Origin of the sequence: Streptomyces ossamyceticus (assembly GCF_001418475.1) — a bacterium.
In the GTDB taxonomy this organism is placed as follows: Bacteria; Actinomycetota; Actinomycetes; order Streptomycetales; family Streptomycetaceae; genus Streptomyces; species Streptomyces ossamyceticus.
Window position 1 is genome coordinate 1 of record NZ_LIQX01000731.1, and the last position, 1,044, is coordinate 1,044.

At 77.2% G+C, this 1,044-nt stretch carries 1 protein-coding gene; it reads right to left on the reverse strand.

Features of this window, described 5'->3' with window-relative positions; translation table 11 throughout:
* A partial coding sequence (locus AOK15_RS37695; RefSeq protein WP_478078825.1) for an ABC transporter ATP-binding protein occupies nucleotides 1-1,044 on the reverse strand: 1,044 nt, incomplete at both ends.

Sequence of the window (1,044 nt, forward strand, 5' to 3'; positions counted from 1 at the left end):
GGTGGTGGGGGGTGCTGCGGGGATCGACGTCGGTTCCGGCCGGAGCGCCGTGGGGCGGGCCACCGCGGCCGGGGTCGGCCCCGGCCTCGGTTCCTGCAGGGGCACGCGCGACGGCTCGTCCGCCGGGGCCAGTCGGCGCAGGACCACCGCGAGGCGGGAGCCGCTCGTGCCCAGGCCGTGGACCAGGTTCTGCAGGGCCGGGAGGAGGGACTGGGTGACGTAGGCGAGCGCGCCGATGAGGGCGCCCGCGGTGACACCGCGCGCCAGCAGCCAGGGGGCGGCCGCCAGCAGCAGCACGACGGGGAGCTGGCCGCCGACCGCGAGGGACGCGACCCGCAGGACGCCCCAGCGGGCGAGGGAGCGTGCCGCCCGGTACTCGGCGTCGACGCGCCGCGCCGTGTCGTCGGCGACCGACTCCTCCGCACCGGCCGCCGTGATGTCCCGCAGCCCCGGGCACACGGCGCCCAGGCCGGTGGCGAGGGCCTCGTCCGCCACGAGGAACGCCTCCTGTCTGCGGGCCAGGGGACGGAGCGACGCGAGGAAGAGGGCCACGCCCACCACCAGCGGGGGGACGACGACCAGCAGCAGCGGGGGAGCGAGCGAGAACAGCCCGATGAGCGCGCCGGCTGCCGTGAACACGAACGAGCGGGACACCATCACCAGGCCGGCGAAGGTGTCCCGGGCGATCTCCACCTGCTGGGTGAGCCCGGACAGCGCGCCGTCGTCGGCCTCCCGCACACCTCGCTCGACGACGCCGTGCACGAGGCGGTCCCGCAACGGTTCCACCAGCGCCGCGACGCACCCGTACACCCGGCCGGTCCCGAAGGCCCCGACGACCACGGCCGCGGCCCCGACGCCGAGCCACCCCAGCCCCACGCCCGCCCGTCCCGCCAGGAACCCGTCGTCCAGGGCCCGGGCGAGCGCGTACCCCATGAGGAACGTCTGCGCCGTCTCCAACACCGACCAGGCCACGAGCCGCACGACGACGCCGGCCCGCCGCCACAGAAACCGGAGACCGCGGCGCGGGAGACCGGGGAGAGGGGG